The 26039-nt window shown below is 72.5% G+C and carries 9 protein-coding genes; 8 read left to right on the top strand and 1 reads right to left on the bottom strand.

Annotated elements, in window-relative coordinates; all coding sequences use genetic code 11:
- The first annotated feature begins 32 nt into the window (after positions 1 to 32).
- On the top strand, positions 33 to 5198 hold the full coding sequence (locus AB0K11_RS21820; protein WP_364981608.1) for a beta-ketoacyl synthase N-terminal-like domain-containing protein: 5166 nt from the start codon (positions 33 to 35) through the stop codon (positions 5196 to 5198).
- A gap of 47 nt (positions 5199 to 5245) precedes the next feature.
- On the opposite strand, the gene AB0K11_RS21815 is transcribed toward AB0K11_RS21820, so the two are convergent.
- Positions 5246 to 6919 carry an AMP-binding protein gene (locus tag AB0K11_RS21815; RefSeq protein WP_364981605.1) on the bottom strand — a complete coding sequence of 558 codons (1674 nt, stop codon included), beginning with the start codon at positions 6917 to 6919 and terminating at the stop codon, positions 5246 to 5248.
- A gap of 111 nt (positions 6920 to 7030) precedes the next feature.
- Here AB0K11_RS21815 and AB0K11_RS21810 point away from each other — a divergent pair, with 111 nt between their 5' ends.
- From AB0K11_RS21810 to AB0K11_RS21780, 7 genes are all read left to right on the top strand, one after another.
- Positions 7031 to 10537, top strand: a complete 3507-nt coding sequence (locus AB0K11_RS21810) for an amino acid adenylation domain-containing protein (protein ID WP_364981602.1) — start codon at positions 7031 to 7033, stop codon at positions 10535 to 10537.
- Between the two features lie 166 nt (positions 10538 to 10703).
- Positions 10704 to 11414, top strand: a complete 711-nt coding sequence (locus tag AB0K11_RS21805) for an AMP-binding protein (protein WP_364981599.1) — start codon at positions 10704 to 10706, stop codon at positions 11412 to 11414.
- A complete protein-coding gene (locus AB0K11_RS21800; protein WP_364981596.1) occupies positions 11411 to 12166 on the top strand; it encodes a thioesterase domain-containing protein in 756 nt (251 codons plus the stop codon). The genes AB0K11_RS21805 and AB0K11_RS21800 overlap by 4 nt, the downstream gene beginning before the upstream one ends.
- Entirely contained in the window at positions 12156 to 13478 is a 1323-nt protein-coding gene (locus tag AB0K11_RS21795; protein ID WP_364981593.1) for a polyketide synthase, read from the top strand. Before AB0K11_RS21800 ends, AB0K11_RS21795 begins: the two co-directional genes overlap by 11 nt.
- Complete coding sequence (gene mbtD / locus AB0K11_RS21790) at positions 13478 to 16468, top strand: mycobactin polyketide synthase MbtD (protein ID WP_364981590.1); 2991 nt, start codon at positions 13478 to 13480, stop codon at positions 16466 to 16468. Before AB0K11_RS21795 ends, mbtD begins: the two co-directional genes overlap by 1 nt.
- Positions 16461 to 21653 (top strand): amino acid adenylation domain-containing protein, encoded by a 5193-nt coding sequence (locus AB0K11_RS21785; protein WP_364981586.1) that lies wholly within the window; start codon positions 16461 to 16463, stop codon positions 21651 to 21653. The genes mbtD and AB0K11_RS21785 overlap by 8 nt, the downstream gene beginning before the upstream one ends.
- Complete coding sequence (locus tag AB0K11_RS21780) at positions 21650 to 26035, top strand: amino acid adenylation domain-containing protein (protein ID WP_364981583.1); 4386 nt, start codon at positions 21650 to 21652, stop codon at positions 26033 to 26035. The genes AB0K11_RS21785 and AB0K11_RS21780 overlap by 4 nt, the downstream gene beginning before the upstream one ends.
- Positions 26036 to 26039 lie beyond the last annotated feature (4 nt).

Below are 26039 nucleotides of genomic sequence, written 5' to 3'. Positions count from 1 at the left end.
GGTGCCGCGTGCCGAGTCGGGCCGGCACTGACGTGTCGACTGACGAACCCATCGCCGTCATCGGTCTGGGCTGCCGCGTGGCGGGCGACGTCGGCACGGCCGCCGACTTCTGGACTTTCCTGGTCGAGGGCCTCAGCGACGTCCGCGAGGTGCCCGAGCAGCGTTGGGAGCCCTACCTGCGGCGAGACCCGCGCAACGCCGCCGTGCTGCGGGAGACCACCCGGTGGGGCACGTTCCTCGACGACCTGGCCGGGTTCGACGCCGACTTCTTCGGAGTCTCGCCACGGGAGGCCGAGTTGATGGACCCCCAGCAGCGGCTCGCGCTCGAGGTCAGCTGGGAGGCGCTCGAGCACGCCGGGGTGTCGCCGCGGTCGCTCGCCGGCGGTGACACCGCCGTGCTGATGGGCGTCAACTCCGACGACTACGGCAAGCTGCTCATGGAGGACCTGCCCGGCATCGAGGCGTGGACCGGCATCGGCACGTCGCTGTGTGGAATCGCCAACCGGGTGTCACACCTGCTCGACCTGCGTGGGCCGAGCGTCGCGCTGGACGCGGCGTGCGCGGCCTCGCTGGTCGCGGTGCACCAGGCCTGCCAGATGCTCCGGGCGGGCGAGACCTCGCTCGCCCTCGCCGGCGGCGTCAGCGCCCTGATCGGCCCCGGCCTGACCCGGGTCCTCGACGAGGCGGGCGCCACCGCACCCGACGGACGTTGCAAGACCTTCGACGCCGCCGCCGACGGGTACGGCCGTGGCGAGGGCGCCGGGGTCGTGGTGCTCAAACGCCTCGCCGACGCCCGGCGCGACGGAGACCGCGTGCTGGCGGTGATCCGCGGCGGCGCGGTCGCCCAGGACGGCCGCACAGTCGGCATCATGTCGCCCAACGGCGAGGCGCAGGCCGACATGTTCGCCCGCGCCTGCCGGACGTCGGGCATCGCGCCGTCCAGCGTCGGATACGTCGAGGCGCACGGAACCGGCACGCCGACAGGCGATCCCACCGAGGTCGGCGCGCTGGCCACGGTGTACGGTGCAGACAGGCCCGCCGACGACCCGTGTCGCATCGGGTCGGTCAAACCCAACATCGGCCACCTCGAGGGCGGCGCCGGTGTACTCGGCCTGATCAAGACGGTGCTCGCGCTGCATCACGAGGTCATCCCGCCGACGGCCGGACTGCGCCGGCTCACCCCGGCGGTGGACTGGGCCACCAGCGGTCTTCGGGTGCCCACCGAGCCCGAGCCGTGGCCGCGCGGTGAGACGCCGCGCCGCGCCGCGGTGTGCAGCTACGGGTACGGCGGCACGATCGCGCACATCCTGCTCGAGGAGGCGCCGGCGACCGTGCCGGCAGTCGCCGACCAGACACCGGGTGGACCGGTCGTCGTGCCGCTGTCGGCCCGGTCCGGAGTGCGGCTCGAGCGCCAAGCCGAGGCACTCGCCGACCACCTCAGGAGTGTCGAACGACCGCTGCCCGAGGTGGCCGCCACGCTGTGGGCGCGCCGCGCGCACGAACCGGTCAGGGCCGCCGTGATCGCCGAGCAGCACCACGAACTGGTCGCCGGACTCGATGCGCTGGCCCGCGACGACGTCAGCCCCAATCTCGTCACCGGGGTCGTTCCGGCAGGCGAGCCCAGGGATGCGGTGTGGGTGTTCTCCGGGCACGGATCGCACTGGGCGGGCATGGGCCGCGAGCTGATCGCTGCCGACCCGGTGTTCGCCCGCGTCATCGACGAGGTCGACGAGGTGTTCGGCGCCGAGCTGGCCTTCTCGGCGCGGGAGGCGCTCAGTACCGGCGAACTCGGCGGCACCGACCGCGTCCAGGCTCTGACCTTCGCGATGCAGGTCGGTCTGGCGGCGGTGCTGCGCGAGCGGGGTGTCACCCCTGCGGCGGTGATCGGCCACTCGGTCGGCGAGGTCGCCGCGTGCGTGGTCGCGGGGGTGTTCGACCTGCGGCAGGGTGCCGCCGTGGCGTGTTACCGCGCCCGCGGCTTCCGGTCTGTGATGGGTGACGGAGCGATGTCCCTGGTCCGGCTGCCGTTCGGCGACGCCGCGCAGCGCCTCGCCGGGCGCGCCGACGTGGTGGCCGCGATCAGCGCCTCTGCGGAGTCGACGGTCATCTCCGGTGTCGTCGACGCCGTGGACGAGGTGAGCCGGGCGTGGGGCGACGAGGGTGTCGTCGTGCGCCGGGTGAACACCGACGTGGCGTTCCACAGTCCGGCGATGGACGGGCTGACCGGGGAACTCGCGCGGCTGGTCGCCACCTTGGCGCCCGCAGGCCGCGCGGCGCTTCCGCTGTACACCACGGCGCTCGCCGATCCCCGGTCGAGCGCCCCCCGCGACCCGGACTACTGGGTGGCCAATCTGCGCGGACAGGTCCGATTCGCCGAGGCCGTCACGGCTGCGGCCGAGGACGGCCACCGACTGTTCCTCGAGGTGTCCGCGCACCCGGTGGTCTCGCACTCGATCGTCGAGACGCTGCTGCACCTCGGCATCGACGAGCACGCCGTAGTCCCGGTGCTGCGCAGGCAGACCGCCGAGGTGCGGGCCGTCGTCACGGCGGTGGCCGCCCTGCACTGCCACGGCGCGCAGGTGTCGCACGGCGTCGGCGCCGACACCCCGTGGGCGGCCGATCTGCCCGGCACCCAGTGGCGGCACCGGCACTTCTGGCGGGTGCCCACCCCGCCACCCGGCGGCCGCGGCGTGCACGACCCCGCCACCCACACCCTTCTCGGCGGCCGGACCGACGTCGCGGGCGCCGTCGCGACGACGATGTGGCAGACCCGGCTCGACAGCGACAGCAGGCCGTACCCGGGCGACCACCCGGTGCAGGGCACCGAGATCGTGCCTGCGGCGGTGCTGCTCAACACCTTCCTGTCGGCGAGCGGGCACGCCGGTGCGGGCCTGACCGACGTTCGGCTGCGCACGCCGGTCGCGCCGGGCCGGGCCCGCGATCTGCAGGTGGTGCTGCAGGACCGGGCGCTGACCCTGTCCTCCCGGCTGGTGGACGCCGACGGCGGAGGCGGCGAGGCGCAGGACGGCGGCTGGCTCACCCACACCAGCGCCGTGCTGGCCGCCGACGACATCCGTTCTCCGCGGCCACATCTGGATCTGGCTGCCGCCCGGCGCCGTTGCGCAGAACTCCTGCCGCCCCGCCATGTCATCGACACCCTTGCCACGCTCGGCGTGGCCGCGATGGGCTTCGGCTGGGACGTGAAGAACCTGCGTCGCGGCGACGGCGAACTGGTGGCCGTGGTGTCCGCCGAGGCCGACGGTTCAGCGCCGACGTCGTGGGCATCGCTGATGGACGCCGCGACCTCGGCCGCCTCGACGATCTTCGACGGGCCGCCGCGACTGCGGATGCCCTCGCGCATCGAGAGTGTGCGGGTGTACGGCGACGCTCCATCGGCCGCCGCGCTGCTGGTGCGTCGGCGGCCCGGCACCACGACCACCGACGTCGCGATCGCCGACCCGTCGGGGGCGGTGCTGCTGTCCATCACCGGGATGGGGTTCGAGGAGCTCGAGACCTCGGGGTGCGGATGGTCCGGCGACGACGCCTCCCGGATGCTGCACCGGGTGACGTGGCACGAGATGGACTGGCAGCAGGACGATCTGCCCAGCGGCGTGGTCCTGGTCGGGGGAGATGTCGACGGCCTGGACGCCGCGGTGCGTGACCTCACCGCCGCGGGCGTGGCCTACCGCGCCTTCGAGGACCCGGCGGAGCTCGCGGCACTGTCCCCGAGCGCCGACTGGCCCGCGCTGTGGCGGGATCTCGGCCGCACCGCCGTGGTGCTGGTGCTGCCGCGGTCCGACGACGCGCCCGAGGCGTCGGTCGACCTGGTGACCCGGACGTTGACCACCCTGCTGGAGACCGGTGCGACGGCGCGGCTGTGGGTGCTGACCACCGGGGTGCACGAGGGCGGTGACCTCGCCCACGCACCGCTGTGGGGGCTCACCCGGGTGGCCGCGGCCGAACATCCGCAGCTGTGGGGCGGCGTGCTCGACGTCGCCGACGGCCGGTTGCCACTCGGCGCGTTCTCGTTGCCCGGACACGGTGTGGTGGTGGTGCGCGGCGGCTCCGCCCTGGTCGCCCGGCTGGGCCCCAGCGGCACGAGAACGGCTGCGCCGATGGAGTGTTCACCGGCGGGCAGCTACCTGATCACCGGCGGAACCGGCGCCCTGGGGCTGCGGGTGGCACACCGGCTGGCCGACCTGGGTGCCCGGCGGCTGGTGCTGTTGTCACGGTCGGGCCTGCCCGAGCGGTCGGCGTGGGACGACCATGCCGGTTCGGAGGCGGTGCGCGGGGTGCGGGCGCTGGAGGATCGCGGCGTCTCGGTCACCGTCGCCGCCCTCGACGTCGGCGCACCCGGCGCCGCCGACGGGTTGCGCGCCGTGCTGCGCGACCTGCCCCCGGTGCGCGGTGTGGTGCACGGGGCGGGCGTGGAAGCCGGTGCGCTGCTGGCCAACACCACTGCCGAGGACTTCGCGGCGGCGATGCACCCGAAGGTGCACGGCACACTCACCCTGCACGAGGTGTTCCCGCCAGGACAGCTGGACTGGATGGTGCTGTTCTCGTCGTGCGGCTACCTGGCCGGCTTCCCGGGACAGGGTGCCTACGCGTGCGCGAACTCTTTCCTCGACGTGATCGCCCGGCACCGCCGCGGTCTCGGCGACCGCACCACGAGTGTGGCGTGGACGGCGTGGCGTGGCCTCGGGATGGGTTCGGCGTCGGAGTTCGTCGCGGCCCAGCTCGACGCACTGGGTATGGGCACCGTCGGCGCCGACGACGCGATGCGGGCACTCGATCTGGCGATGCGCGACGACGACCCCAACGTCGTTGTGCTGCCCCTCCTTCCGAATGCCTCGGCGGTACCGATGCTGGCCGACGTGGCGCCGTCGGACGTGGCGGTCGACGACGGTCCGGCAGTGGAGCCGATGGCCGCGGGCGGGGTGGATCCCGCGGTGCTGGCACAACGGGTGCTGGCCGCCGTCGCCGCACAGCTCGGGCTGGCCGAGGCCGACGTGAATCCCGACCTGCCGCTGGTCGAGCTCGGCGTCGACTCGATCATGACCGTGCGGTTGCGGCGCCAGCTGGAGAAGCAGACCGGGCTGGTGCTGCCGCCGACGCTGCTGTGGGAGCATCCGACGGCCGCGGCCGTCACGGCCAGGATCGTCGAGATGCTCACCCCCGGCGAGAAGGTCGACGTCTAGCGATTTCGGCGCGGAAACGTTCGGCCCGCGATCGTGAGCGCGCCGAATCACCCGTGGAGGGCGGCGATCACCTTCTTCTTGTCCACCTTGCCGACGGATGTGGCGGGCAGCGACGGCATCGGGAAGAGCGTGTCGGGCCTGGCATGCGCCGACGCGCCGCGCTCGTCGAGGAAGGCGTTGAGTTCGGCGAGTGTCACCGGGGCGCCGGTGAAGACGACTGCAGCGCAGATTTTCTCGCCGAGGTACTCGTCGGGCAGCGCGACGGCCGCCGCCGCGTAGATCGCCGGGTGGGCGAGCAGGTGGTCCTCGAGGTCGGTGGCCGACACCGTCTCGCCGCCGCGGTGGATGACGTCCTTGATGCGGCCCGTCACCTCGATGTTGCCCGCGAGCGGACCATCGGCGAACAGGCGCACCCGGTCGCCGCTGCGGTAGAAGCCGTCCGGGCTGAACGAGCGCGCGTTGGCCTCCTCGGCGCGGTAGTAGCCGTTGATCGTGTACGGCCCGCGCACCAGCAGTTCGCCCTCCTCGCCGGGCGCGACCTCGACGCCGTTCTCGTCGACCACCCGCAGTTCGTCGTGCGGTGACATCGGCCTGCCCTGGGTCTGGGTCACCACGTCGAGGGCATCACCGGGACGGGTGAACTGCAACATGCCCTCGGCCATCCCGAAGATCTGCTGCAGGCCGTCGGTCAGGCCGTCGTAGATGAAGCGGGCCTCCTCCGGCGAGAGGCGGGAACCGCCGACCTGCACGAGGCGCAGCGACGTCGGCAGCACCGGTTCCCATTCGCAGGCCTGGGCCCACAGCTTGGCCAGCGCATTGACCAGTCCCGTGACGGTCACCTGATATCGGTCGATGAGGGCGAACGCCGACTCCGGACTCGGGTCGGCGGTGAACACCGTGGTCGCGCCGACCGTCATCGCGCCGAGCAGTCCTGGGCAGCCGAGCGGGAAGTTGTGGCCGGCGGGCAATGCCACGAGATAGACGTCCTCGGAGGTCATCTGGCACTCGCGGGCCATGCCCACCGCGTTGTAGACGTAGTCGTCGTGGGTCCGTGCGATCAGCTTGGGCAGCCCGGTGGTACCGCCCGAGACCAGCAGCAGCGCCGGTGCGTCCGGATCGAACGGCGCCGAAGATGCTGCGGCGCCGTTGAATCCAGTCAGTTCCGACCACGGCGTGAACGGTCCCGCATCGCCGTCGACCACGATGTGGCGCAGCGCCGGGTGCTGATCCTTCAGTCCGGCCGCGAGCTCGCGGTAGTCGAATCCCTTGACCTCGTCGGCGATCACGAGTGCGACCGCACCGCTGACCGAGGCGAAGTGGCCCATCTCGGCCGCCCGGTGCCCCGGCAGGCACATCACCGGCACGGCGCCGGCCCGCAGCGCCCCGAACAGCGTGACGGCGAACTGGCAGGAGTTGGGGAGTTGCACCAGGATCCGATCACCGGGGACGATCCCCAGCGCGCTCAGCCCGGCGGCCACCCGGTCGGCGACCGCGTCGAGTTCGGCGAAGGTGTAGCCGCCGTCGGCGTCGACGATGGCGAGCTTGTCCGGCCAGGCCGTTGCCGCGTCGCGCAGGATCGAGTCGAGCGGGCGCCCCGTCCACAGCCCGGCCTGCCGGTAGCGCTGCGTGCGCTCGGCCGGAAACGGCACGAAACCCTGCCGGACGTCATCGGTCACGCCGTCGTCGCCGGTGCGGGTGTCACGTGAAAAACCCGTGCTCATAGGTGGAATCCGCCCATCGGGGTAGGTGTGTTCGGTGCACCGAATATAAGGTAGCCTGCTGCGAGTTAGGGCAGCCTGTACTAAATCTCATAGCCACTGGGGAGGCATCACGTGGGTGACGCCGCGACGAGTTCCGCGACCGTTCGCGACGAGGTCGCCGAGCTCCTCGGCATCAGCCCGGACAGCCTCGACCCGCAGGCCGACCTGATCGCCTCCGGTCTGGACTCGATCCGGATGATGTCGCTGTCGGGACGCTGGCGCAAACAGGGCATCGACGTCGGGTTCGCCGCGCTGGCAGCCGATCCCACGGTGCAGGCGTGGTCGGAACTGGTGTCTCGCTTCCGTCCGCGGGCCCAGGCGCAGGCCCGGGTCCAGGCGCGGCGGCCGGCGCCGCCGGTGCAGCCCACCGACCCCGACGAGCCGTTCCCGCTCGCGCCGATCCAGCATGCGATGTGGGTGGGCCGCAACGACGACCAGGTGCTCGGTGGTGTCGCCGGCCACCTCTACGTCGAATTCGACGGGGCCGGAGTCGATCCCGGCCGCCTGCAGGAGGCGGCGAGCAGGCTGGCCCGGCGGCATCCCATGCTGCGCGTCGAGATCCTGCCCGACGGCACCCAGCGCATCAGCGACCGCGACCTGCCGGTCACCGTGCACGATCTGCGCGAGCACGCCGTCGATGCGGCGGAGGCCCGGCTGGAGGAGATCCGCGACGCGAAGTCCCACCAGCTGCTGTTCGGCGAGGTGCTCGAGATCGGCCTGTCGCTGCTGCCCGGCGGGCGCACCCGGCTGCACGTCGACATGGACATGCAGGCAGCCGATGCGGTGAGCTACCGCAATTTCATGGCCGACCTCGCCGCGTTCTACCTCGGCCGCGATCTGCCCGAGCTGCAGTACACCTACCGCGAGTACCGGGCAGCGCTGACGGCGTCGGCGCCTGGGCCCACCGACGAGGACCGCGACTGGTGGGCCGGGCGGATCCCCGATCTGCCCGAACCGCCGACGCTGCCGCTGGTGCCGCGGGCCGAGCAGCGCAACCCGCGGCGCAGCATCCGCAAGTGGCGCATCCTCGACGTCGCGGCGCGCGACGCGCTGTTCGCCGCCGCGCACCGCCGCGGCATCACGCCGGCGATGGCGGTGGGCGCGTCCTACGCCGGGGCGCTGGCGCGGTGGTCGGTCAATCAGCGCTTCCTGCTCAACCTGCCGATGTTCGGGCGCGAACCGTTCCACCCCGACGTCGACAAGCTGGTCGGCGACTTCACCTCGTCGCTCATGCTCGATCTCGACCTGTCCGATGCGGGTACCGCCGGCGCGCGCGCCCGGGTGGTGCAGGAGGCGCTGCACCGCGCCGCCGCCCATTCCAGCTACTCCGGCCTGTCGGTGATCCGCGACCTCACCCGTCACCGCGGCACCCAGACGCTGGTGCCGTTCGTCTACACCAGCGCGCTCGGCCTCGGTGACCTGTTCGCCGGCGACGTCACCGACCAGTTCGGCAGCCCGGTGTGGACGATCTCCCAGGGCCCGCAGGTCTACATCGACGCGCAGGCCACTCCTGTGGCCGAGGGGCTGATGATCAACTGGGACGTCCGGGCCGACGCGTTCCGGCCCGGCGTCGTCGACGCGATGTTCGACCACCACCTCGACGAACTGTGCCGGCTCGCCGCCGACGACGCGGCCTGGGAGGCCGCCGACCCGCCCGCCGTCGCCGCCGAGCAGGCTGCCGTGCGCGCCGCGGTCAACGCGACCACGGCCCCGGCCGGCGGAGACGCACTGCACGACGGCTTCTTCCGCACCGCCGCGGCCACCCCGGATGCGCCCGCGGTGTTCAGCAGTGCCGTCGACCTCACCTACGCGCAGCTGCGAAAACAGGTGCTGGCGGTCACCGCGACTCTTCGCGAGCACGGGGTGGGCGCAGGCGACGTGGTCGCGGTGACGGGACCCAAGACCTACGAGCAGATTCCGGCGCTGCTGGGCATCCACGCGGCGGGCGCGGCGTACCTGCCGATCGGCGCCGACCAGCCCGCCGACCGGGCGGTTCGCATCCTCGACACCGCGGGTGTGGCGCTCGCCCTGGTCTGCGGCACAGAGGCGTCCGAACTGCCGGTGCCCGCCCTGACCGTCGCCGAGGCCGTGCGCCGGGGTGCGGCGCGCGCCGCCGACACCGAACCGGCCCCGTCGGATCCGTCGGCGCTGGCCTACGTGCTGTTCACCTCCGGATCCACCGGAAAGCCGAAGGGCGTCGAGGTGACCCACGACGCCTCGATGAACACCGTCGAGTTCATCACCCGGCACTTCGGGATCGGCCCGGCGGACCGCTGCCTGGCGCTGTCCACACTGGAGTGCGACATCTCCGTGCTCGACGTCTTCGCCACCCTGCGGACCGGTGGCGCCATCGTCGTGGTCGACGAGCGGCACCGGCGCGACCCCGACACCTGGGTGCGGCTGATCGACGAGCACGGCGTCACTGTCCTGCACTTCATGCCCGGATGGCTGGAGATGCTGGTGGAGGTGGTCGCCGGACAGGGTGCGCGGCTGCCCACCGTGCGGGTGGTGCCCACCGGCGGTGACTGGGTGCGCACCGAGATGGTGCGAGCGCTGCGCGCCGCCGCGCCGGGGGTGCGCGTCGCCGGTCTCGGCGGCGCCACCGAGACCGCCACCCACAACACCATCTGCGAGGTCACCGGCGAGGTGCCTGCGCACTGGTCGTCGGTGCCGTTCGGTGTTCCGTTGCCCAACAACGTCGTACGCGTCGTCGACGGGCGGGGCCGGGACTGTCCGGACTGGGTGCCCGGAGAATTCTGGGTCTCCGGGCGTGGCATCGCCCGCGGCTACCGCGGCCGTGACGACCTGACCGCCGAGAAGTTCGTCGAACACGACGGCAGGACCTGGTACCGCACCGGTGACCTGGTGCGCTATCAGTCCGACGGCACGCTCGAGTTCGTCGGCCGTGCCGACCACCGCATCAAGATCAGCGGCTATCGGGTCGAACTCGGCGAGGTCGAGGCGGCGCTGCGGCGGGTGCCGGGGGTCGACGTCGCCGTGGTCACCCCCGTCGCCGCACCGGGCGGCCGCGACGTGCTGGCTGCGTTGGTGCGGGCCGATCACAGCGGGTTGACCGCCGAGGCCGTCACTGACGCGATGGCGGCGCTCGTCCCCGCCCACATGGTGCCGCAGGCGATCGTGATCGCCGACCGCATCCCCTTCACCGGCAACGGCAAGCTGGACCGGGCGGCGATCACCCGCATCCTCGAGAACGTCGACCTGTCCGCCGGGCGGGTTCACCGTCCACCGGCCACCGTCGTGGAGTCGGCGCTCGCCCACATCGTCGGGGTGCTGCTCAACCGCGCACAGGTCGGTGCCGACGACGACTTCTTCGCGCTCGGCGGGGACTCGGTGCTGGCCACCCAGCTGGTCGCCCGGGTGCGGGACTGGCTGGACACCCCGACCGTGATGGTCGCCGACGTCTTCGCCACCCGCACCGTCGCCGCGCTGGCAAAAGTGCTGGCGGCGCGGGAACCGGCAGGTGACCGGCTCGACCAGGTCGCTGAGCTCTACCTCGAGGTCGCCGGGATGGACGGGACCGACGTGGCGACCGCGCTGGATGCCGAGTCGGTGAGCTGACCGGACTGGGCTCGACGCCCCGGCGGCGGCCATAGCCGCAGGTCGGATGCGGTCACGCGGCGGGCTCGGGCGACCGGGGTACCTATTTTCGGGTGGCCGAACATAGGGTAGCCTCAGCAATTTAGGACAGCCTTTGCTAATCCATGGAGGCATTGTGGCTCACGGTATGACGATCACCCGTCCCGGCGATGTGACCGCTGCGGAGATGGCGTCGCTGCACGAACGCGTCCTCGTGGTCGCTGCCTCCGTGCCCGATCGCGAGGCGGTGACCGGCGCGACCGGCGGCACCACCTTCGGGCGACTCTCCGACGAGGTCCGCGCGATCGCCGCCGCACTGTCGGTCGCCGGCGTCGCACCCGGTGACGTGGTCGCGGTCGTCGGCACCGCCTGCGCGGAACAGATCCCGGCGGTGCTCGGAACGCTGGCCGCAGGCGCGATCTACCTGCCGGTGCCCGCCGGACTGCCCGCCGAGGCCGCACTGTCGGCGATGCGCCGCGGCGTGGCGCGGATGGCGCTGGTGTGCGGTGACCTGCCTCCTGCATTCATGCCCGCGCTGACGGTGCGGGAAGCACTGCGCATCGGCGCGGCCGAGGCCGGCTTCGCCGTCGTGTCGCCACGCCCGGCCGAACCCGCCGCGATCCTGCCGAACGCCACCTTCAGCCATGCCGCGCTGCTGCGTGCGATCGGCAGCGCTCCGGCCGATCCGCACGGCCGTCGGACGGTGTCGCCGGGACTGGACTGCGAGGAGTCGGTGCGCGAGGTGTTCGCCGCATTGCTCGCCGGAGTCGGTGTGACCGTCGCCGACCGGGCGGACGCCCGCGCCGCGGTCGATTACCCGCTGACTTTCCTGCCGCCGATCGACGCTTCGGCTCCATGACGGGCGTACGCCAGCAGCAGTTGACGTTCGAACCCTGGGTCAAAAGTTTCCCGGCGGACGGTTCACGAGGTACGACGGTGGTGTTCCCGCATGCGGGCGGAGCGGCAATCGCCTACCGCGGACTCGCCAAAGCGTTGTCGGAAAACGGAATCGACACCTATCTGGTGCAGTACCCGCAGCGCGCAGACCGCCTCACCCATCCGGCGGCGGAGACCATCACCGAGCTCGCGAGCGACCTGTTCCGGGCGGGGGAGTGGCATCGGCTCGGCCCGCTACGGCTGTTCGGCCACTGCATGGGCGCGGTGGTGGCGTTCGAGTTCGCCCGCATCGCCGAGCGCAACGGCGTCGACGTGCGCCAGCTGTGGGTGTCGGCCGGGCAGGCACCGTCGACCGTCGAAGCGTCCGGGCCGATGCCGACCACCGACGACGGCCTGCTGTCCGAACTGGCCGACCTCGGCGGCACCGATCCGCGCCTGCTCGACGACGAGGACTTCGTCGCGCTGCTGCTGCAGGCGATCCGGGCCGACTATCTGGCCTGGAACCGCTACCGCTGCGACGCGGGGGTGACGGTGCGGGCCGACATCAACGCCGTCGGCGGCCGCCGCGACCACCGGATCACCGAGGCCCAGCTGCGCGCCTGGGAGATCCACACCGAGAACTCGTTCACCCTCTCGCTGCTCGACGGCGGCCACTTCTATCTCAACGAGCACACCGATCTGCTCGCCGAACTGATGGGCGCCGATGACCTCTGACGGCGTGGACGGCGCGGACGATCCCGTCGTGATCGTCGGCATGGCGCTCGAGGCTCCCGGCGGCATCGACTCCGCCGACGCCTACTGGTCGCTGCTGTCCGAACAGCGCGAGGCACTCGGCCCGTTCCCGACCGACCGCGGCTGGGACTTGCCCGATCTCTTCGCACGGCGCGACGGCTACAAGGCGATCCATGATCTCGGCGGCTTCCTCACGGACGCAGCGTCATTCGACGCTGAATTCTTCGGGGTCTCGCCGCGGGAGGCCGTCGCGATGGATCCCCAGCAGCGGGTGGCGCTGCGGCTGGCCTGGCGGGCGCTGGAGAACAGCGGCATCAACCCCGACGACCTCGCGGGCCACGACGCCGGTTGCTTCGTCGGCGCATCGGTACTGGACTACGGACCGGACATGACCCGGTTCTCCGAGCACAGCGGCCATCTCATCACCGGCACCTCGCTCGGCGTGATCTCCGGCCGGATCGCCTACACCCTCGACCTCACCGGGCCGGCGCTCACTGTCGACACCTCGTGCTCGTCGGCGCTGGCGGCGTTCCACGTCGCCGTGCAGTCGCTTCGCGCGGGGGACTGCGACCTGGCACTGGCCGGTGGCGTCGCCGTGATGGGATCGCCGGGCTACTTCGTCGAGTTCTCCAAACAGCAAGCACTTTCCGACGACGGGCACTGCCGCCCCTACAGCGCGCACGCGAGCGGCACCGTATGGGCCGAGGGCGCAGCGATGTTCGTGTTGCAGCGCCGGTCGGCCGCCCGTCGTGGCGGTCGGCCGATCCTGGCCGAGGTCCTCGCCAGCTGCCTGAACCAGGACGGCCGCACCACCGGGCTGACGGCGCCGAGCGGTGCCGCGCAGGCACGGTTGTTCAGCCGCGCGCTGACGCACGCCGGCGTGCGCGCCGAGGACATCGGCCTGGTGGAGGGCCACGGCACCGGAACCCGACTCGGCGACCGCACCGAGCTGCGCTCGCTGGCGCGCACCTACGGCGCCACCGAACCCGGCCGGGGACCGCTGCTCGGCTCGGTCAAGTCCAACATCGGCCACGCGCAAGCCGCGGCAGGCGGCCTGGGGCTGGCCAAGGTGCTGCTCGCGGCCGAACGCGCCACCATCCCGCCCACGTTGCACGTCGACCAACCCAGTAGCGAGATCGACTGGGACACGCAGGGTATCCGGCTGGCCGACAAGCTCGGCCCCTGGGGGGCCGTCGACGGGCGGCGGCTGGCCGCGGTGTCGGCATTCGGGATGAGCGGCACCAACACCCACGTCGTCGTGGCGATGCCCGACGCAGGGGCCCGGGTGGCCTGATGCCCGTCATCACCTGGCCGGACGGCCGTGTCCCCGTGCTGCTCAGCGCACATGCGCCCGATCTCGTCGGCGTGGACGCCGCGGCCGTCGCGCGCTACCTGCGAACCCGGCCGGACACCTCGGTCGCCGACGTGGCGGGCCAGTTGCTGCGCACCCGCCGGCTGCGCCGTCACCGCGCGGTGCTGCGGGCCGCCGACCGTGAGGAGCTCCTCGACGGGCTGCACGCCCTCTCGGCCGGTGAGATCCATCCGCTGGTGGCCCGCTCCGCGGAGCACGCGACGCCGCGGCTGGCGTTCGTCTGTCCTGGCCAGGGCAGCCAGTGGCCGGCGATGGGCGCCGACGCCTACCACCGCCTGCCCGCCTACCGCGCCGAGGCCGACAGGTGCGCCGCCGCCTTCACCGCCGCCGGGCTGACCTCGCCGCTGCGCTACCTCACCACCGCCGGTGACCCGGATACGTTCGGCGAGATCGAGATCCAGGGCGCACAGTTCGTCCACGCAGTCGCGCTCGCCGCGGTGTGGCGGGCCTGCGGCGTCGCCGCCGACCTCACCGTCGGCCACAGCCTCGGCGAGATCGCCGCGGCGCACCTCGCCGGCGTCATCACCCTGCCCGAGTCCGTCGCGGTGGTCGGCGCCCGCGCGGCGGTGACCGACCGGATGCGCGGCAGATATGCGGTGGCCGCGCTCGGTCTCACGGCGGCGGTCGCCGAGGAGCTGATCGCGGAAACCCCTGGTTGGCTGGAACTCTCGGTGATCAATGCCGGCGCGTCGGTCGCCGTGTCGGGCGATCGCGACGCCGTCGCCGCCGCTGTCGGCACGGTCTCCGCGCGCGGCGGGTTCGCCCGCGAGATCACCGTCAACTTCCCGGTGCACACCAGCGTGCTCGAGCCGCTGCGCGAGGACTTCACGGCCGCACTGCCGCAGGCCCGGTTCGGCGACGGCCCGATGCAGTTCATCGGCGGAGCCACCGGTGACGTGGTGGCGGCGGGCACGGAATTCGGCGACTACTGGTACGGCAACCTGCGCAACATGGTGCGCTTCGACCGCGCGGTCGAGGCGGCGGTGCGATGTGGTGCGAAGGCATTCGTCGAGCTGTCGGCGCATCCGGCACTGCTGTTCGCGATCGGCGACACCCTCGACACCCTCGGCCTCGCGACGGGGCCCGCCGCCCTCGTCGGCTCCGGGCACCGCGACGCGGATCTGGTCGACCGACTCTCGGCCAACATCGCGGCCGCCGCGGTGACCGACGCCCGCTACCGCTGGGCCGATCTCGTCGGCGACGCCCGGCCGCTGCGCGACTTCCCGAACGCGCCGATGCGCACGACGCACATGTGGGTGGCGCCCGAACGCGCGGCGACCACGGCGGCCGCGACGACCGCGCCGGTGACGATCGCCGCCGAGTTCTGGCGCGAAACGGTCGGTCCCACAACATCGGCCACCGCCCCGCGGACCGTCGCGGTGCTGACACCCGAACCCGGCCACCCGCTGGCCGGCCCGTTGCGCGCGGCGATCGAGGGACACCCCGCGGTGACGGTGGGGCCTGCCGACCGCGCCGAGATGCTCGTCGTCGTCGCCCCCGTCTCCGAGCAGACCGACGCCGCGGCGGCGGCCGGGGAGCTGACCGGACGCGTCGCGGACGGCCTGCTGGACTACGCCGCCGCAGCCGGGCCGCAGTGCCGCGACGTCTGGCTGGTCACCGCGGGCGCCGAACGGGTCATCGCGGACGACCCTTCGCCGCTGCCCGCACCGGCGGCGCTGGCGGCCATGCACCGCAGCATCGGCTTCGAGCACCCCGACCAGACGTTCCGCCACCTCGACCTGCCCGCGGGCGACCTCGACGCCGCGACGGCCACGGCCGTGGCCGAGACGCTGTTCACCGAAGCACCCGAGGCCGCACTCCGGGGCGCCGTGCTGTACCGCCGCGAACTGCCCGCCACGACAACGCATCCGAAGGCATGGCCGCTGGACTCCGGCCTGCTCGACGACGTGGTGATCACCGGCGGCGCCGGCGCGGTCGGCCTGCACTTCGCGCGTTACTTCGCCGAACACGGAGCCCGGCGGATCGTGCTGCTCGGCCGCAGCGGAGCGGACACCGACGTGCTGGCCTCGGTGGCCGGCGACCACGGCACGCAGGTCATCGCGCCGCCCTGTGACATCACCGATCGCGATCAGCTGGCCGCGACCGCCGCCGAGTTCGCGGGCAGCGGAGCCTCGCTGCTGGTGCATGCCGCCGGAGCCGCCGGCTTCGCCACCCGCGACCACATCGACCGGACCGTTCTGGGGCAGGCCTTCGCCGCGAAGGTCTCCGGCATCGCGGCCGTCGGCGAGCTCTGGCCGCTACGACCGAACGCCCGGATCCTGCTGTGCTCGTCGGTGTCCGGGGTGTGGGGCGGGCGGGGACACGCCGCCTACTCCGCGGCCAACCGGATGCTGGACGCGATCGCCGCCCGGCTGCGCGCGTCGGGGCGGTCGTGCGTGTCGGTGCGGTGGGGGTTGTGGGCCGCGGACGGCACGAGTGTCGTCGACGCCGGCGAGACCGCCCGAATCGAGCGTTCCGGACTGCTGCCGATGGCCCCGCGTGCGGCGATCGAGGCGAGCCTGCGGGACCATCACGGCGACCCGCTGATCTACTCCGCCGACGCCGACCGGCTGCGGCTGTTCTTCGCGAGCCAACGTGCGGCTCAACACGTCTCGGGTGCTGACAGCGACGTCGGCGCCACCGATACCCGCGCCGCGGTGCGGGCGGAACTCGCGTCGGTGCTCAGCATGCCCGACGCCACGGCGCTCGACCTCGACGCGTCGTTGTTCGACCTCGGCGTCGACTCGCTGCTGGCCCTCGATCTGCGCAAGCGGATCAAGCACGCCACCGGCCGGTCGGTTCCGCTGGCCCGGTTGCTGGGCGGCATCACCGGCACCGAGCTGATCGCAGACCTCGACCGGGCCGGCGAGCCGGCCGACAGAGCAGAGAAAGTGAACGCTTCTCGTGACTGACACCACTGAGCACACCCGCGTGCCGAACAAGGCGGGCCTCGACGACAACCGGCTGGAACTGCTGCGGCGCAAGCTCGCCGAGCGGGGCCTGCGGTCGGTGCCGGAGGCAGCGACCGGGCCCGCCGACGAACTGTCGGACGGGCAGCGGCGGATGTGGTTCGTGCAGGAGCTGGACCCGGGCGGCGCACTGCTCAACATCTGCCTGTCCTACCGGCTGCGCGGCGACGTCGACCCGGCACGGCTGCACGACGCGATCGATGCCGTCGCCCGCCGCCACAGCGTGCTGCGCACCACCTACCGTGCAGGCGAGAACGGCGAACCCGCACTCGAGGTGCACGACGATTTGCGTCCCGGCTGGGCCGAGCATGACCTGTCGCAGATGTCCGAGCAGGGCAGGCGGCTGCGGCTGGAGGTGCTGGCGCAGCGTGAGTTCGCCGCGCCGTTCGACCTGACCAAGGACGCGCCGTTGCGGATCACGATGGCGCGCACCGGTGCCGACGAGTACGTGCTGCTCTTCGTGGCGCACCACATCGCCTGGGACGACGGCTGCTGGCGCGTCTTCTTCGCCGACCTGACCCGGGCGTACGACGGCGCCGAGCCGGCCGCGGAGCCACGGCCCGCGCGCACCGCGGGACCCGACACCACCGAGGCCGACCTGGCCTACTGGCGCACGGTGATGGCCGCGATGCCCGAACCGCTCGAGTTGCCGGGCCCGACCGGCTCGGTGGTGCCCACCAGCTGGCGCTCTCAGCGCAGCACGCGGCAGCTGTCCGGCGGCGTGGCGGGACGGGTCGCGGAGCTGGCCCGCGAGACCGGCTGCACGCCGTACATGGTGCTACTCGCGGTGTTCGGCGGGCTGATCCACCGCTACACCCATGCCGACGACTTCCTGGTCGCCGCCCCGGTGCTCAACCGTGACGGCGACGCCGACGAGGTGATCGGCTACCACGGCAACACGGTGGTGATGCGGCAGCGGCCGATGCCGGGCATGACGTTTCGCGAACTGCTGGCTCAGACCCGCGACACCGCGCTCGGCGCCTTCGCCCACCAGCGGGTGAATCTGGACCGCGTGGTGCGCGAGCTCAACCCCGACCGGCGATACGGGACGGAACGGATGACCCGGGTCAGCTTCGGATTCCGCGAGCCCGACGGCGGCGGCTTCGCCCCGGACGGCGTGCGCTGCGAGCGTGCCGAGCTGCGCAGCCAGGTGACCCAGCTGCCCCTCGGTTTCATGGTCGAGTTCGGCGCCGACGAGATCCTGGTCGAGGCCGAGCATCTGGTGGAGGTGCTCGACCAGCAGCTCGCCCGCCAGCTGCTCGATAACTTCGCGACGCTGCTCGACAGCGCACTTTCCGACCCCGACCGCCCACTCTCCGACCTCGACCTGCTCGACGCCGCGGGCGCCGGGTGGCTGCGCGAGGTGAGCTACGGCGAGGAGTTCTCGACTCCGCCCGCCACGCTGCCCGCCCTGGTTTCCGACCGGGTGCACCGCGCACCCGACGCGGTCGCGGTGATCTACGAGGGCCGCACCTACAGCTACGGCGAGATCAACACGTCGGCGAACAAGCTGGCGCACTGGCTGATCGAGCAGGGCATCGGCGCCGAGGACCGCGTCGCCGTGCTGCTCGACAAGTCGCCCGAACTGGTGATCACCGCGCTGGGCATCGTCAAGGCGGGTGCGGTGTACCTGCCCGTCGACCCGACCTACCCGCAGGACCGGCTCGACTTCATCCTCGAGGACTCCGAGCCGAGACTCGTGTTGCGCGAGCCGGTCACCGGACTGGAGCGCTACCGCGGCGACGACCCCACCGACGCCGACCGTGTCCGTCCGCTGCAGCCGGACAACACCGCCTACCTGATCTACACGTCGGGCACCACCGGCCGGCCCAAGGGCGTGCCGGTGCCGCACCGGCCGGTCGGCGAGTTCTTCGTCTGGTTCGGCGACGAATACGAGATCGACAATTCCGAGCGGCTGCTGCAGGTCGCCTCGCCGAGCTTCGACGTGTCGATCGGCGAGATCTTCGGCATGTTGATCTGCGGTGCGGGCCTGGTGATCCCGCGGCCGGACGGGCTGCGCGACATCGGCTACCTGACCGACCTGCTGCGCGACGAGGGCATCACCTCGATGCACTTCGTGCCGTCGCTGCTGGGGCTGTTCCTGTCGCTGCCCGGCGTCAACCAGTGGCGCACCCTGCGCCGGGTGCCGATCGGCGGCGAGGCGCTGCCCGGCGAGGTGGCCGACAAGTTCCACGCCACGTTCGACGCGCTGCTGCACAATTTCTACGGGCCCACCGAGACGGTCATCAACGCCACCCGCTACAAGGTGGAGGGCAAGCAGGGCACCCGCATCGTGCCGATCGGCAGGCCCAAGATCAACACGCAGATCCAGCTGCTCGACGACAACCTCAAGCCGGTGCCCGTCGGGGTGATCGGCGAGATCTACATCGGCGGAACGCATGTGGCGCACGGATACCACCGCCGCCCCGGCCTGACCGCCGAGCGGTTCGTCGCCGATCCGTTCACTCCTGGTGCGCGGCTGTACCGCTCCGGTGACCTGGCCCGCCGCAACGCCGACGGCGACGTCGAGTTCGTCGGCCGCGCCGACGAGCAGGTCAAGATCCGCGGATTCCGCATCGAACTCGGCGACGTGGCCGCCGCGATCTCGGTGGACCCGAGCGTCGGGCAGGCCGTCGTGGTGGTCAGCGACCTGCCCCGGCTCGGCAAGAGTCTGGTCGCCTACCTGACGCCCGCCGCGGAGACCGACGGCGTCGACGTCGACCGGGTGCGCGCCCGCGTCGCCGCGGCGCTGCCGGACTACATGACACCCGCGGGATACGTGGTGCTCGACGAGATCCCGATCACCGCGCACGGCAAGATCGACCGCGCCGCGCTGCCCGACCCGGAGATCGTCTCCGAGACCGACTACCGGGAGCCCGCCACCCCCACCGAGCAGCTGCTGGCAGGCCTGTTCGGCGAGCTGCTCGGCCGCGACCGCATCGGCGCCGACGACTCCTTCTTCGACCTCGGCGGGCATTCGCTGCTCGCCACCAAGCTGGTCGCCTCCGTGCGCTCGCAGTTCGGTGTCGAACTCGGGGTGCGGGAGGTTTTCGAACTCGGCAGCGTGGCCGGCCTGGCCGAGCACATCGACGGCATGGCGGGCGCCGCGGCCGACGACGGCAGGCCGCGCCTGGTGGCCACCGGACACGACGGACCGGCGCCGCTGTCGGCGTCGCAGCTGCGCACGTGGTTCACCTACCGTGTCGACGGGCCCAACCCGGTCAACAACATTCCGTTCGCGGCGCGGCTGTCCGGGCCGGTCGACGTCGACGCACTGGTGGCCGCCGTGCGCGACGTCGTCGACCGGCACGACATCCTGCGCACCACCTACCGCGAGATCGACGGCGTGCCGCATCAGGTGATCGACGCGGCGGGGGAGCTGCGGGTCCGCCGCGCCCGCGGTGACGACGACGCCTGGGTGCAGGCCGAACTGGACCGCGAACGCCGCCACATCTTCGACCTCGAGTACGAATGGCCGTTGCGCGCCGCGGTGCTCAGCGCGCCCGGCCAGCACGTGCTGTCGCTGATGGTCCACCACATCGCCGGCGACCACTGGTCGGCCGCGGTGCTGTTCGGCGACGTGGTGGCCGCCTACCTCGCGCGGCGCGGCGGACAGGCGCCGGACTGGGCGCCGCTACCGGTGCAGTACGCCGACTACGCCGCCTGGCAGGGCCAGATTCTGGCCGACGAGAACGGGTCGATGGCCGCACAGCGCGAGTACTGGGTGCGTCAGCTGGCGGGCACGCCCGCCGAATCCGGCCTGCGCCCGGACTTCCCGCGGCCGCGGGTGCTCGGCGGCGACGCCGGCGCGGTGGAGTTCGGCTTCGACGGCGCCACCCGGGACAAGCTGATCACGCTCGCCCGCGAACTCGGGGTCACCGAGTTCATGCTGTTGCAGGCGGCGGTCGCCGTGGCGCTGCACAAGGCGGGCGGCGGCGAGGACATCCCGATCGGCACGCCGGTGGCAGGCCGGTCCGAACCCGAACTCGACCGGCTCGTCGGGTTCTTCATCAACATCCTGGTGCTCCGCAACGACCTTCGCGGCAACCCGACGCTGCGCGATCTGCTGGTGCGCACCCGGGAGATGGCACTGTCGGCGTACGCGCACCAGGACCTGCCGTTCGACCAGGTGGTGAACGCGGTCAGCCCGGTCCGATCGGTGTCGCGCAACCCGCTGTTCGGGGTGGTGGTGCACGTCCGCGAGCAGCTGCCCGACGGGCAGGTCATCGACAGCGGGCCGGACGGTGACACCGCGTTCTCCGCGATCGAGCCCACGTTCGACGTGGCCCATGCCGACCTGTCGCTGAACTTCTTCGTCTCCGAGCAGGGGTGCCGCGGCCACGTCATCTACCGCACCGAGCTGTACGACCCGGCCACCGCGCGCAGGTTCGCATCGTGGCTCGGCCATGTCGTCGACGCGTTCGCCGACCGGCCGGACGAGCGCCTGCGCAGCCTGCAGATCACCGATGAGCAGGAGCGGCAACAACTCTCGCAGTGGGGCGGCGGGCAGCTGGTGGTGCTCGACGACGCGCTGAACCCGGCGCCGATCGGCGTGGTCGGCGACGTGTACCACCGCGGCGGTCCGGTCGCGGTGGGCCAGTGCGACGGCGTCGCGGTCACCGCCGCCCGGTTCGTGGCGGATCACACCGGCGCACAACCCGGTTCGCGGCTGTACCGGTCCGGTGAACGCGGTCGGTGGACCGGTGACGGGCGGCTGGAACTCCTCGGCCGCGCCGGCACCGTCGACGACGCCGTCCCGGCGCACACCGCCGCGGTGGCCGCCGAACCACCCCGCACCGACACTGAGAAGGCGCTCGCGTCGATCATGGCCGAGGTGCTTGGGGCCGACGAGATCCAGCGGGGCGACGACTATTTCGCGCTCGGTGGGGACAGCATCCTCGCGGTGCAGCTGGCGGCTCGGGCCCGCGACGCCGGCCTCGGGCTGACCGCACGCATGGTCTTCGAGTTCCCGACCGTGCACGAGCTCGCCGGCGCGCTCGACGCGGCGGGGGAGGACGTCGAGCGCGGCGACGTCCACCACGAGGCGATGAGCGCGTCGGGGCTGTCGGCCGACGAACTGGCCGACCTCACACTGTCGTGGTCGGCCACCGGGGACGACGCCCGGTGACCGCGACGCTCGAGGACGTCCTCGCGCTCAGCCCGCTGCAGCAGGGGCTGTACTCGCTGACGACGTTGAGCGACAGCGACGACGGCGACACCGGCGAGGGCACCGGGACTGCCGACCCGTACCTGATCGCGATGGCCGCCGACATCACCGGCGACCTCGACGCGACACTGCTGCGCGACTGCGCCACGGCGATGTTCGAACGCCATCCCAACCTGCGGGCGAGCTTCGTCCGCGCCGGCAGCACGTCCCGTGTGGTGCAGGTGGTCCCGAGCCGCGTCGACGTGCCGTGGCGGCATGTCACCGCGTCGCCCCACGAGGTTGAGGCTCTGGAGGCCGATGCCCGCAGGCGCCGGTTCGACCTCGGCCGCGGTCCGGCCATGCGCTTCCTGCTCGTCGAGATGCCCGGTCCGCGTTGGCGTCTGGTGATCGTCGCGCACCACATCGTGATCGACGGCTGGTCGCTGCCGCTGTTCGTCGGCGAGCTCATCGCGCTCTACCGGTCGGGCGGGGACGCCACGGCGCTGCCCGCGCCGCCGCGTCCGTACCGCGACTACATCGGCTGGCTCGCCGGACGCGATCAGGAAGGCAGCCGCCGGCTCTGGCGCGACCACCTCGCCGGGCTGCCCGGGCCGACGCTGCTCACCCCGGCACTCACTGACGGCGAGCCGCCCAGCGGCATGCCGCGGCGCACCGAGGTCCGGCTGGACGCCGCAGCCACCGCCGCGCTGGCCGAGGCCGCACGCACCCGCGGGGTCACCCTCAACACGCTGGTCCAGATGGCCTGGGCGAACATCGTCTCGACGTTCACCGACCGCAGCGACGTGGTGTTCGGGGTGACGGTGTCCGGCAGGCCGGGGGAACTCGCGGGTGTCGAGTCGATGGTGGGACTGTTCGTCAACACCGTTCCGCTGCGGGTGCGGCTCGACCCGGTGCAGCGCGTCGGCGCCCAGTGCGTCGCCCTGCAGCGGGAGGCCGCCGCCCTGCGCGACCACAGCTACCTGGCGCACGCCGAACTGCGGTCGATCGCGGGCATCGGCGAGATGTTCGACACCCTGCTGGTCTACGAGAACTTCCCGCCCGGCGGACTGGTCGGCAGCGGCGAGTTCGAGGCCGCAGGCGCGCGGTTCCGGCCCGCGGCGCTCGAGAGTCTCGCGCACTTCCCGGTCACCGTCGCCGCGCACCTCACCGACGGGGAACTCACCGTGCTCGTCGAAGTGATCGACGGGGCGCTCGGCGCGATGACTCCGGAGAGCCTCGGCAGGCGGGTGCTGGCCACCGCACAGCGGCTCGTCGTCTGCTGGGAGCGGCCGCTGCGCGACGTCGGCGTGCTGATCGAGGGCGAGGCCGCCGCCCAAACGACGCAGGTCGCGCCCGGCGGGGCGGGCGGCGTGCACGTCCGATTCGCCGAAGTCGCCGGGGCGCGGCCCGATTCGGTCGCGGTGACATGGACCGACGGCCGGCTGACCTACGGCGAACTCGACGAGGCCGCCGACCGGCTGGCCGCCGCGCTCGCCGCGCGGGGAGTGCGCACCGAGACACCGGTGGCGATCCTGTTGTCACGCGGACCGGATTACGTGATCGCGATGCTCGGCGTGCTCAAGGCGGGCGGGGTGATCGTGCCGCTCGACCCGGCGATGCCCGCAGGCCGCGTCGACGACATCGTCACCCAGAGCGGCGCCGCGCTCGTCCTCGACGCCGCGCTGCTCGCCGAGTGCACCGCCGAACCGTCCCCCGGTGTCCGGCCGGTGACCGCGCACCGCGGTCAGGCCGCCTACGTCGTGTTCACCTCCGGCACCACCGGGCGGCCCAAAGGCGTGGTCGGCACCCACGACGCGGTGCTCGCCTACACCGAGGACCACGCCCGCAGCGTGCTGCGGCCCGCGGCCGACAGGTTGGGCCGCACCCTCTCGGTGGCGCACGCCTGGTCGTTCACCTTCGACGCGGCCTGGCAGCCGCTGGCGGCCCTGCTCGACGGGCACAGCGTGCACATCGTCGACGACGACGTGCAGCGCGACGCCGAGGCGCTGGTCGCGACGATCGCTCGCTTCGGCATCGACCTGATCGACACCACGCCGTCGATGTTCGCCCAGTTTCGGGCCTTCGGCCTGTTGTCCGCGGTGCCGTTGGGCGTGCTCGCCCTCGGCGGCGAGGCGGTCGGCATCCCGGCGTGGAACCTGATCCGCGACGAGTGCGCCCGCACCGGCATGGCGGCCTTCAACTGCTACGGCCCCACCGAGACCACCGTGGAGGCCGTCGTCGCCGCGATCGCCGACCACGAGTCGCCCACGATCGGTCTGCCCACCGGGCCCACCCGCGCCTACGTGCTGGACTCCTGGCTTCGCCCGCTGCCCGACGGCGCCACCGGCGAGCTGTACCTCGCGGGTGGGCAACTCACCCGCGGTTACCTCGGCCGGATGGGCGAGACGTCGGGCCGGTTCATCGCCGACCCGTTCGTCGCCGGAGAACGGATGTACCGCACCGGTGACGTGGTGCGCCGCTCGACCGACGGGTCGCTGCAGTTCCTCGGCCGCTCCGACGCCCAGGTCAAGATCCGCGGGTTCCGCGTCGAACCCGCCGAGATCGCGGCGGTGCTGCACGGCCACCCCGCGGTGCGGCACGCCCACGTGGCGGTGCGACACCACCGCAGCGGGCCGCGGCTGACCGCGTACGTGTCCGCCTACCCGGAGCCCCCCGTCCCCGAACTGCGGGCGATGCTGACCAAACGTTTACCGCGCTACATGGTTCCGCACCGCATCGTGCTGATCGACGAGCTGCCGCTGACGCCACACGGCAAGGTCGACGAGCCCGCGCTGGCCGCTCTCGCACAGGAACCCGAGGACGAGGTCGCCACGCCCGAGACCGCGACGGAGATCGCGCTGGCCGAGGTGCTGGCCGACATCCTGCAGACCGGACGGCAGGTCGACGTCACCGCCGACCTGCTGCAGCTGGGCCTCGACAGCATCGTCGCGTTGTCGGTCGTGCAGGCCGCCCGGCGGCGCGGTGTCGCGTTGCGGGCGCGGCTGATGCTCGAATGCGGCACCATCCGCGAGCTCGCCGCCGCGGTGGACGGCGAATCGGCCGGCGCCGACCGGGGTGACGACGAGGGAGACGGCCCGATCCCGGCGCTGGCCAACGTGCACTGGCTCTACGAGCACGGCGACCCACGGCGGCTGGCGCAGACCGAGGCCATCCGGCTGCCCGACGGCATCACCGTCGACCATCTGCACACCCTGCTGCGCACCGTCGTCGACGGCCACGAGATGCTGCGCTGCCGGCTCGACCGCGACACCATGACCTTCGTGCCGGGCGCGGTCGAGGACTTCCTCACCGAGGTGTCGGTGAGCGGCCCGCTCGTCGACGCCGTCGCCGAACACACCCGCACCTCGGTCGAGCGGCTCGACCCGTCACGCGGCGCACTGCTGTCCGCGGTGTGGTTGCGCGACAATGCTTCTGCGGCCAGCGTGCTGGTGCTGTCGGCACATGTGCTGGCGATGGACCCGGCGTCGTGGCGCATAGTCGTCGGGGAACTGGACGCGGGCTGGCATGCGCTGTCCGAGGGCAGGCAACCGACGCCTGCGCTCGAGCACACCGGCTACCGGCGGTGGTCGCGACTGCTGCACGAGCGGGCACACCGGCTCGACACCTGCGACTTCTGGGAGGCGCAACTCGCCGGCGCGGACCCCGATCTCGGTGCGCGGCGGGTCGATCCGCGCACCGACCGCGCCCGCGACCTCACGGTGAGCGTCTGCGTCACCGACGCCCACGACACCACACGGCTGCTCTCGGCCGACCGGCCGATGGCCCACCTGCTGGCGGCCGCGGCGGCGGACACCGTGACCCGGTGGCGCCGTCACCGCGGGCAGGACACGCCGCCGCCGCTGTTGGCGCTGGAGTCCTTCGGCCGGGTCGACGCGGTCGTCGACGGCGGCGCGGGCGATGTGGACACCGGCGAGACGGTCGGGCTGATGTCGGCCATCTATCCCTTGCGGATCGGCGCCGACGTCGCGGCGGACCTGGCGGCCGTTCCCGGTGACGGCATCGACTACGCGCTGCTGCGTTACCTGCGGGCCGACACCGCACCGCGACTGCGGGCCCACCGCGAACCCCAGTTACTGCTGAACTACCTGGGCCGCGCGGAACTCGGAGCGGTGACCGGCGACATGCAACCCGACCGCACACTCACCGCCGGGGCGTCGCAGCTGCCGGAGCCCGACCTCGCCGTCCGGTACGAGCTGACACTCAACGCGGTGGTGTTCTCTGATGGCGCGGCCCCCGTGCTGGCAACGCAGTGGCGCACGCTGCCGGACATCTTGGACCCCGGCGATGTCGAAGTGCTGCAAGGGTTCTGGCAAGAGGCGCTGAGAAAGGTATGCGAGGAATGACCGC

The sequence above is a fragment of the Mycobacterium sp. NPDC050551 genome (genome assembly GCF_040674075.1).
Lineage (GTDB): Bacteria > Actinomycetota > Actinomycetes > Mycobacteriales > Mycobacteriaceae > Mycobacterium.
The sequence above is the reverse complement of the archived record's forward strand: the minus strand, read 5'-3'. Positions and strand labels throughout refer to the sequence as shown.

Bases quoted from the DNA above. Each gene is read 5' to 3' on its own strand.
- AB0K11_RS21815 (WP_364981605.1), bottom strand. From the start codon at position 6,919: ATGAGCACGGGTTTTTCACGTGACACCCGCACCGGCGACGACGGCGTG.
- AB0K11_RS21805 (WP_364981599.1), top strand. From the start codon at position 10,704: ATGACGATCACCCGTCCCGGCGATGTGACCGCTGCGGAGATGGCGTCG.
- AB0K11_RS21800 (WP_364981596.1), top strand. From the start codon at position 11,411: ATGACGGGCGTACGCCAGCAGCAGTTGACGTTCGAACCCTGGGTCAAA.
- AB0K11_RS21795 (WP_364981593.1), top strand. From the start codon at position 12,156: ATGACCTCTGACGGCGTGGACGGCGCGGACGATCCCGTCGTGATCGTC.
- mbtD (WP_364981590.1), top strand. From the start codon at position 13,478: ATGCCCGTCATCACCTGGCCGGACGGCCGTGTCCCCGTGCTGCTCAGC.